10 protein-coding genes, 2 pseudogenes and 1 other annotated feature are annotated in these 7,564 nt (G+C 40.1%); of the genes and pseudogenes, 9 read left to right on the plus strand and 3 right to left on the minus strand.

Going from position 1 to position 7,564, the window contains the following annotated elements:
- Positions 1-472: IS6 family transposase (locus FTV52_RS13920; protein WP_151817486.1), on the minus strand; the 472-nt coding region annotated here is incomplete at its 3' end.
- A gap of 63 nt (positions 473-535) precedes the next feature.
- On the opposite strand from FTV52_RS13920, the pseudogene FTV52_RS13925 reads away from it, so the two are divergent.
- A pseudogene (locus FTV52_RS13925) lies at positions 536-667 on the plus strand (IS3 family transposase); the annotation flags it as partial.
- 218 nt (positions 668-885) lie between these two features.
- Here the strand turns inward: FTV52_RS13925 and FTV52_RS13930 are convergent.
- Positions 886-1,302, minus strand: coding sequence for a conjugal transfer protein TraD (locus FTV52_RS13930; protein ID WP_108091264.1), 417 nt, complete (start codon positions 1,300-1,302; stop codon positions 886-888).
- A gap of 279 nt (positions 1,303-1,581) precedes the next feature.
- Between FTV52_RS13930 and FTV52_RS13935 the strand changes: the two genes are divergently transcribed.
- The 6 genes from FTV52_RS13935 (at position 1,582) to FTV52_RS13960 (ending at position 4,672) form a co-directional block, all read left to right on the plus strand.
- Positions 1,582-1,737 carry a hypothetical protein gene (locus FTV52_RS13935; RefSeq protein ID WP_002061201.1) on the plus strand — a complete coding sequence of 52 codons (156 nt, stop codon included), beginning with the start codon at positions 1,582-1,584 and terminating at the stop codon, positions 1,735-1,737.
- Entirely contained in the window at positions 1,737-2,666 is a 930-nt protein-coding gene (locus FTV52_RS13940; protein ID WP_119065094.1) for a MobA/MobL family protein, read from the plus strand. The genes FTV52_RS13935 and FTV52_RS13940 overlap by 1 nt, the downstream gene beginning before the upstream one ends.
- The gene (locus FTV52_RS13945) at positions 2,663-3,163 is read left to right on the plus strand and encodes a hypothetical protein (protein WP_068550831.1); all 501 of its coding nucleotides are present in this window, start codon (positions 2,663-2,665) and stop codon (positions 3,161-3,163) included. Before FTV52_RS13940 ends, FTV52_RS13945 begins: the two co-directional genes overlap by 4 nt.
- A 70-nt stretch (positions 3,164-3,233) precedes the next feature.
- Positions 3,234-3,530, plus strand: a complete 297-nt coding sequence (locus tag FTV52_RS13950) for a BrnT family toxin (RefSeq protein ID WP_042087986.1) — start codon at positions 3,234-3,236, stop codon at positions 3,528-3,530.
- Positions 3,520-3,735: a hypothetical protein gene (locus FTV52_RS13955; protein WP_042087985.1), complete on the plus strand. Its 216-nt coding sequence runs from the start codon at positions 3,520-3,522 to the stop codon at positions 3,733-3,735. The genes FTV52_RS13950 and FTV52_RS13955 overlap by 11 nt, the downstream gene beginning before the upstream one ends.
- 127 nt (positions 3,736-3,862) lie before the next feature.
- Complete coding sequence (locus FTV52_RS13960) at positions 3,863-4,672, plus strand: hypothetical protein (RefSeq protein ID WP_108091266.1); 810 nt, start codon at positions 3,863-3,865, stop codon at positions 4,670-4,672.
- A 793-nt stretch (positions 4,673-5,465) separates the two neighbouring features.
- Here FTV52_RS13960 and FTV52_RS13965 read toward each other — a convergent pair.
- Positions 5,466-5,882, minus strand: a complete 417-nt coding sequence (locus tag FTV52_RS13965) for a hypothetical protein (protein WP_163169825.1) — start codon at positions 5,880-5,882, stop codon at positions 5,466-5,468.
- On the opposite strand from FTV52_RS13965, the pseudogene FTV52_RS13970 reads away from it, so the two are divergent.
- Positions 5,835-6,807, plus strand: a pseudogene (locus tag FTV52_RS13970) (IS3 family transposase). The gene FTV52_RS13965 and the pseudogene FTV52_RS13970 sit on opposite strands and share 48 nt — an antisense overlap.
- Positions 6,124-6,240: a sequence feature (AL1L pseudoknot), on the plus strand. Its footprint overlaps the pseudogene before it by 117 nt.
- A 151-nt stretch (positions 6,808-6,958) precedes the next feature.
- The coding region (locus FTV52_RS13975; protein WP_179991019.1) for a Bcr/CflA family efflux MFS transporter at positions 6,959-7,564 on the plus strand (606 nt) is incomplete at its 3' end.

Consider the following 7,564-nt stretch of genomic DNA (forward strand, 5'->3'; position numbering starts at 1 on the left):
GTGGACATTTACCTTCCCGTTTTAACCGTGATAAAGCACGTCCATATGTGGGTGCTTTATCCGTGTTGATCACTTGTGGAATTTGCCACTTCTTCACATTATTTAAAATTTTTCCAAGAAAACAATAAGCTGAATGGGTATTTCGTCTAGCAGAAAGATAGAAATCAAGAGTATGGCCACGTTGGTCAACTGCACGGTATAGATATGCCCATTTGCCATTCACTTTTACGTAAGTTTCATCCAGATGCCATAAATGTCGATCTGTAGGATTACGCCAATACCAACGTAAACGTTTTTCCATTTCTGGAGCATAACGCTGAACCCAGCGATAAATTGTGGTGTGATCAACATTCACTCCACGTTCGGCCAGCATTTCCTGAAGTTCACGATAGCTGATGCCATATTTACAATACCAACGAACAGCCCAAAGAATGATTTCACCTTGAAAGTGCCGACCGTGGAAGGGATTCATCTGCTGTATCTCGAAATAAATAAGATATTTAGCTTATCATGTCAGCCTATTTGCAACAGTGCCCAACTTGCGACACTAAATTGGGTAGATTGGTTCAATAAAGAGCGTGTACATAGTGCACTAGGTTATGTATCACCTTTTGATTTTGAAGCAATGTACTATGATAAGATTAACCCGTTAGGTCAGGTGGCCTAACTTAAATAAAAAACTCTCCGACAAACCCGGTACGGTTCACCTTTATCTTTGTTTGTGATGAATACATTAGCAAGTTCCCATTTAGGTGCTGCATGAGAGAGAATTGGTAAAGATAGACAGAGTCCTAAGATAAACTTTTTCATTAATTGTCCTATGAAATCTCATAATGATTTGTTAAATCATAACTTAATTTATTGCTGATCTAGCTTAGCTTATAATTAATTTGAATTATTTTTACGTTGTTTGAGAACTTCTAATCCTAAATCCTTCCAAATTTGCCATTTCATATCATTTGGGTCTATTTCAGCAGTTTTAAGCAGAATTCCAAGTAATTCGGCTGGGTCACGCTGATCAAGGTTAGCAATTTCAAAAAGTGCGCCTAATTGAATGAGATGACGTGTACGAGCTTTTCGTTCAGCTTCCTTTTCTGCATTCAGTAATTTTCTGACTGCTATCTTCTGTTTATTCGCTCGATCTATGGCTTTTTCAGCTTTGATCAAGGCATTCAATTTTTTCTCTTGGTCGGGAGTACGGTATTGGATTTGAGCTAATTCTAATAAAAGCTTTTGTGCATCACTGGGATTCTTTAAAGCAGAAATGTAGGTAATTTTTTCAGACAGCCAATCATTATTCATATTCAATTCCTTAATTCATATACCGCAAAAGCACAGGCTCAATACTCAAAGAACGATAACAAAATAATTACGTCCAAGGTACGCAATTTTGTTAAAGTCGTTCTAGAGATTGTCGCCTGTACTTCCATCAAAAAATTGATGGCGCGCTTAGACGTTTCTCAATTTCATTGAGAAACCTAAGCACGTTAGGGACTTCATCCCTAAAACCCTGAAACTTCTTTTTTTCGTTCAATTGAAAATTGAATGAAAAAAAGAAGTACCAAAGCTAGGAGCAACAGCATGCAACTAAAACAGGTATTGGGAAAAATCAAAGATATTAGTTTTGGCGTGATCGCAGCACCGCTAATTATCATCATTATGATGTGGGCTTCGATACTTGATCAAAGAGCGTTTAAAAAAGAACGTAACCGAAAAAAGGAACAGGATAAGACCTAATGGCGATTGCTCGTTTAAGTGTCAAAGTCGGTAAGGCAGGTAAAGCAGCACCGCATGCCGAATATATTGATCGGGATGAAGAAAAAAAGCTGAAACAAGAACAGGCAGAAACCGACCTTGAACATAGTGCCTATGGGAATATGCCGAAATGGGCTGAACATAATCCGATTACCTTTTGGGAAGCAGCCGACCTTTACGAGCGCAAAAATGGCAGTACCTATCGAGAATATGAAATTGCCCTGCCTAGAGAGATGAATGCCAAACAACGTCTAGAACTGGTTGAGGAGTTCATTCAGTCCGAGATCGGCTCAAAATATCCATATCAGTTTGCGATTCATAACCCTAAAGCAATGGACGGCAACGATCAGCCCCACGTGCATCTCATGTTTAATGAACGTCTGCAAGATGGAATCGAACGAGATCCAGAGCAATATTTCAAACGCTATAACAGCAAAAATCCTGAACGTGGCGGAGCTAAAAAAGACAATACAGGCAAGAGTTACCAGGAACGAAAAATTGATATTAAAGACCTACGCCAAAGATGGGCGGATTTATGCAACAGCCATTTAGAAAAACATCAAATTGATAGCCGTATTGATATGCGAAGCTACAAAGAGCAAGGCATAGAGAAAGAACCCGAAAAGAAACTGTTACCAAGCCAAGCCAAAGACCCTGAAATTAGGGAAGCCCTACAACAATCACGTACAGCCTATAAAGAGCTTGAGCGACTAGACTTAGGCGACCCCAAACAAGACCTGAAAGACCTCAAAAACAGCCCAATTTCAGACAAAGAAATTAAACAGGGTATTGAGAGCTTTAAGGCTGATTTTGACAGCTTTAAACAGCTTGCTTTGGAACAGTACAAACAACAGCAGAAATTAGAAAGAGAGCAACAGAAAACAATGAAGTTTAGAGGGATGAGCCGATGACACCTGATGAAAAAAAGCTATATGCACTAATGGCAGTTGCAGAACAACAGCAGAACCTCGTCAATCAGGCCGTTAAAGAGCTTCAAATCACGAAAGAACACATTCAAAGCACTATTGCTGGGCAGACCCACCATACTGTATCAAAATCGCTAAATACGGGCTTACAGGAGGGTACAGCGGAGCTTATTAAGACCGCTAAAGCACTTGGACGCTTGAATAATTCAATTGAATCAGCCCGTGATCAGTTGTCATGGAAGCTCATTACCATTGTTCTAGGCATCTTTGCCATTCTGATGCTTGGTATCATTTGGCTGTTTAGTGTTTATATCAAACCTTTAGGCAATATCCCGCAGATCGAGAGCCTGAGACAGCAAGGCATCCAGTTTGATATTGGAAGTTGTAAAGTTGATGGAGAATCTAAACCGTGTGTCCGAGTGATGAAAAAGCAGTGCGGATATGGAAAAAATGGCGATTTTTGTGTCATAGACCCAAAATAATAAGAATATTTCTTATGCTAAAAGAAAATTCTTACTTAATTTCAATTCTACGAGAGGAAAAGGGGTAATCATGCCATTGATTGAATATTACGGCTTGTTATTTGAATGGCATGACCAAAAAATGGATTTAGTCTACAGAGGGCGTGAAATTACGTTCGAAGAAGTCTGTAGTATTTTCCTTGATCCTGCATTGATGTCTTTTGATGATGTAGGACACTATGACGAACAACGACTAATATCAGTCGGTTTAAGCAATCGTGGTAGACTATTAACAGTGGTTTGGGTTGAACGTGGAGATGTTGCGAGAATAATCACTGCATTTGAACCATCACATCACCAAAAGCGGAGGTACAGCAATGCAAAATGAATTAGAACGCTATAAAAATTTTGATCCTACCAATGCCCCATTGGTTAAACCTAGTTTTGTGAAAAAATTACAGGAACGTCACGCCATCGCTCAAGCAAAGGCTTTTGATGCTGATGTGGTGACATGGTTAGGTTCACAAGATAATGAAACAAAACAACATATTAACGATATGGTTCGCCATATTATGGCATTGAAACGTACTTAATTAGGTATGACCTCCCTTTTTTGTTTTAATGTTTGATTGATTAATTAGAAAGCTCATTTGGTATTCATACCAAATGAGCTTTTACTTTATAGTTTTTGAAGGATACGCCGTGGTTAAGGAAGTTGTTATGTTGAAACATTCAAGTTTGGAAAGAAAAGAGTTCAAGCATGAAGAACTTGCACTAATAAAAAAACTTGATTTCAACGATATTGAGATTATTAAGCCTGATAATCTTGGACAAATCTTAATTTGGACTTCTAAACTTGCTGAATATCATCATGCTCAATTTGTTGAATTTAGTCATAAGTTAGATATTGTTGATGAAATAGAAGAGCGAGAAGAGATTAACAATAAGATTAATTTTTATAGAAAAAGTAGAGTTTTAGAGAATCATATCAAGGATTTCTATCTAAAAAAGCTATTGGATCAAGGAGAAGCGACAGTAAAGGGATATATCAAACATCCGATTAAACAGGATACAAATTACGCTGTAATTTCTTATCACGGATATCATTTTGTTAGTTTTGCTACTCCAGAGATTATTGAAAAATTTCCCTTACATTTTATTGATTTTGTACAAAGTGAAACACCAAAGACATTAGCAGATATACACTCTGATGAAGCTGTACTGCTATCAACGGTTAAGAATTTTATAACGCCCTTTAAAGAACAATATAAAAAAATAAAGAGTAAAAATAAGGAGATCAAAGAACACAATACGGTCGTACATAAAATTTATATAAAAATTAAAAATAAAGAAGCAACTTTGCAAAAGCCAACAGATTCAAAGCCTAAAGAATCTAGCCCCAAATCTGATGAAAAGATTACTTTACCAGTAAAAATGAAGCAGGTAGCTATTCAGCAAAATATAGCTTCACAAGAAAAGTCAATTACTGTGATTAAGAAGCGAAAATTTGCTTTAAATAAGGATAAGTAAATTTGTAATTGTAAATTATAAAGAAAATCCCCCCTAAGCCTTGCAACTTAGAGGGGTTTTCCAGTAAATTCTACGGTACGCAGTTATTTGATGTTAACCCATCGAATAACGAAGATCATAAGGTTTGGCGACCGTTATGATTTCACCAAAGGCTGGTACCTGAACTCTATTTTCACAATAAACAGTGTTTAGATCAAGTCTCAAAATGATAAGTCTTCGTTAATCCGTGTTTTAAATCATCAAATAAGCATCATAGATCGAGCTTTGCCTGCTTCTGCGTGTCCGTTTTAGGGATTGGCATGCGTTGCATGTGGAGGGAATAAGTGTCACTGGTGCAACGTAGCGATAGTCGAAAGGCTAAACCGCTACAGGGGAATCTCACAAAAGCGGAGCGTTAAGAGTAGCTGTATAGGTTGGTTAAGTTGCATGTTGGGGAAACCCTCGCAGAGATACCGCCATACTTCGACAGGGAGCGCGTGGGAGAAGGTGCAAGACCTTTAGTCCTTGTCTGCATAGTCTGCAAAGCTATGTGCGGATACGACCGATATACGTGGCTCCGAAGCCAAAAGAATATGCGGTAAATCGGCAATACTTAAAGGATGTGTCATTTTTTTAAATGACCGCCTTTAGGGAGAGTATTGCCGAAACTCTCTCAACCGTTCACCAAAGCCAAAGCACGAAGTGCGACGCTTGGGTAACGAGTTGAGAAGTTGAGAGCATGTGCTTTTGCTTTTATAGGTTTTTATATTTTTATAGAAGAGCTTTTGAGAAGCTTGTTCTGCTTAGGCTATTATTAAAATCCAATTCTGTTTGTATTAATAATAATGTTATTAGAATATTTTCCTCTGACATCATCGCAAACAGTTGTATAGCTATAATATTCATAGGTTTTTAGAGTACCAATAATATAGCCTCTTTGAAAAATAGGTTCCCATTGATTAGTAAATGGGCTCAAGAAAAGACCTTGTGAACATTCAATCGCTAAATTATTTTTCACTACATTATTTTTAGGATTTGAGTGAACTTCTTTTATAGAAAAATATCTAATATCATTATTATTTGGTGCTGTTTTGATTGAATTTTTGTCTACATATATTTTAGAAATCTCACCTTGAACCGTACCGGGTTTGTCGGAGACCAAGCTTTCTGAGAGAATGTCCCGATGAAAAAAGTAAAATATACCCCTGAAATCAGAGAAAGAGCGGTTCAATTATTGATTGAATCCGAGAAAGATTATCCATCGAATTGGGCTGCGATCACCGCTATTGCTCCCTGAGCAGTATACTGCGCAAGGGTTGTACTCCTGAAACACTACGTGTTTGGTATCAAAAATATTTAGATAAACAAAATCCAGTTAAAGTACAGCAGCTTTCAGACCAAGAACGTATCAAACAACTCGAACGCGAAAATAAAGAACTGCAACGCGCCAATGAAATTCTACGTAAAGCAGCCGCTTTTTTCGCCCAGGCGGAGCTCGACCGCCCACACAAATAATGGTGGATTTTATCCATAATAATAAAGAGCTGTACGGAGTCGAGGCGATTTGTAGAATTTTACCGATCGCACCTTCAACCTATTACCGGACTCTAGATCTCTGTGAAAATCCAGAACATCGAGCAAAGCGAGATTTACATGACTTGCATCATGCTGAGGAGATTAAACGAATTTGGAAGGAAAGTTCAGGTCGGTATGGTGTACGTAAAGTCTGGCAAAAACTGAAACGTGAAGGCTATATTATTGCGCGCTGTACTGTTGCTCGATTAATGCAAAAGCTAGGTATAAAAGGTGTTTGGCGTGGTAAGAACAAACAAACCACCCGTAGCCGAGATGATCAAAAACGAGCGGATGACTTGGTAAAACGTAATTTTACTGCTGATCATCCTGACCAACTGTGGGTGAGTGACTTTACGTATATTCAAACAAATTCAGGCTGGGTTTATACTGCATTTATTATTGATGTGTTCTCACGAGCAATTGTTGGATGGAAAGTATCGACACGGATGAATACAGATATGGTGCTCGATGCATTGGAGCAAGCATTTAGGGCGGCAGAGGGGGCTGGAACGCTGAGTGCGCCCATGCCGCATTGCGAAGCAAAAGATAATCGGATAAAATGTAGCAATTCATATTCGTAAGCGTGGAGTAATCAGATGGGAAATTCCAAGTCAGCAGACAAGTAAGCCGCAACAACCAGTATTGTTGTTGCGGCGCTCTGTAAGGCTAGTCTCATCTGATTGCTGACGAGCAGACGTCGCCCGGTATTCCTTAATCGAGGGTTGATTCGTCATGACCACCACACGCCCCGCGTGGGCCTATACGCTGCCGGCAGCACTGCTGCTGATGGCTCCTTTCGACATCCTCGCTTCACTGGCGATGGATATTTATCTCCCTGTCGTTCCAGCGATGCCCGGCATCCTGAACACGACGCCCGCTATGATCCAACTCACGTTGAGCCTCTATATGGTGATGCTCGGCGTGGGCCAGGTGATTTTTGGTCCGCTCTCAGACAGAATCGGGCGACGGCCAATTCTACTTGCGGGCGCAACGGCTTTCGTCATTGCGTCTCTGGGAGCAGCTTGGTCTTCAACTGCACCGGCCTTTGTCGCTTTCCGTCTACTTCAAGCAGTGGGCGCGTCGGCCATGCTGGTGGCGACGTTCGCGACGGTTCGCGACGTTTATGCCAACCGTCCTGAGGGTGTCGTCATCTACGGCCTTTTCAGTTCGATGCTGGCGTTCGTGCCTGCGCTCGGCCCTATCGCCGGAGTATTGATCGGCGAGTTCTTGGGATGGCAGGCGATATTCATTACTTTGGCTATACTGGCGATGCTCGCACTCCTAAATGCGGGTTTCAGGTGGCACGAAACCCGCCCTCTGGATCAAGTCAAGACGCGC

The organism is Acinetobacter sp. YH1901141 (genome assembly GCF_013416935.1).
In the GTDB taxonomy this organism is placed as follows: Bacteria; Pseudomonadota; Gammaproteobacteria; order Pseudomonadales; family Moraxellaceae; genus Acinetobacter; species Acinetobacter towneri.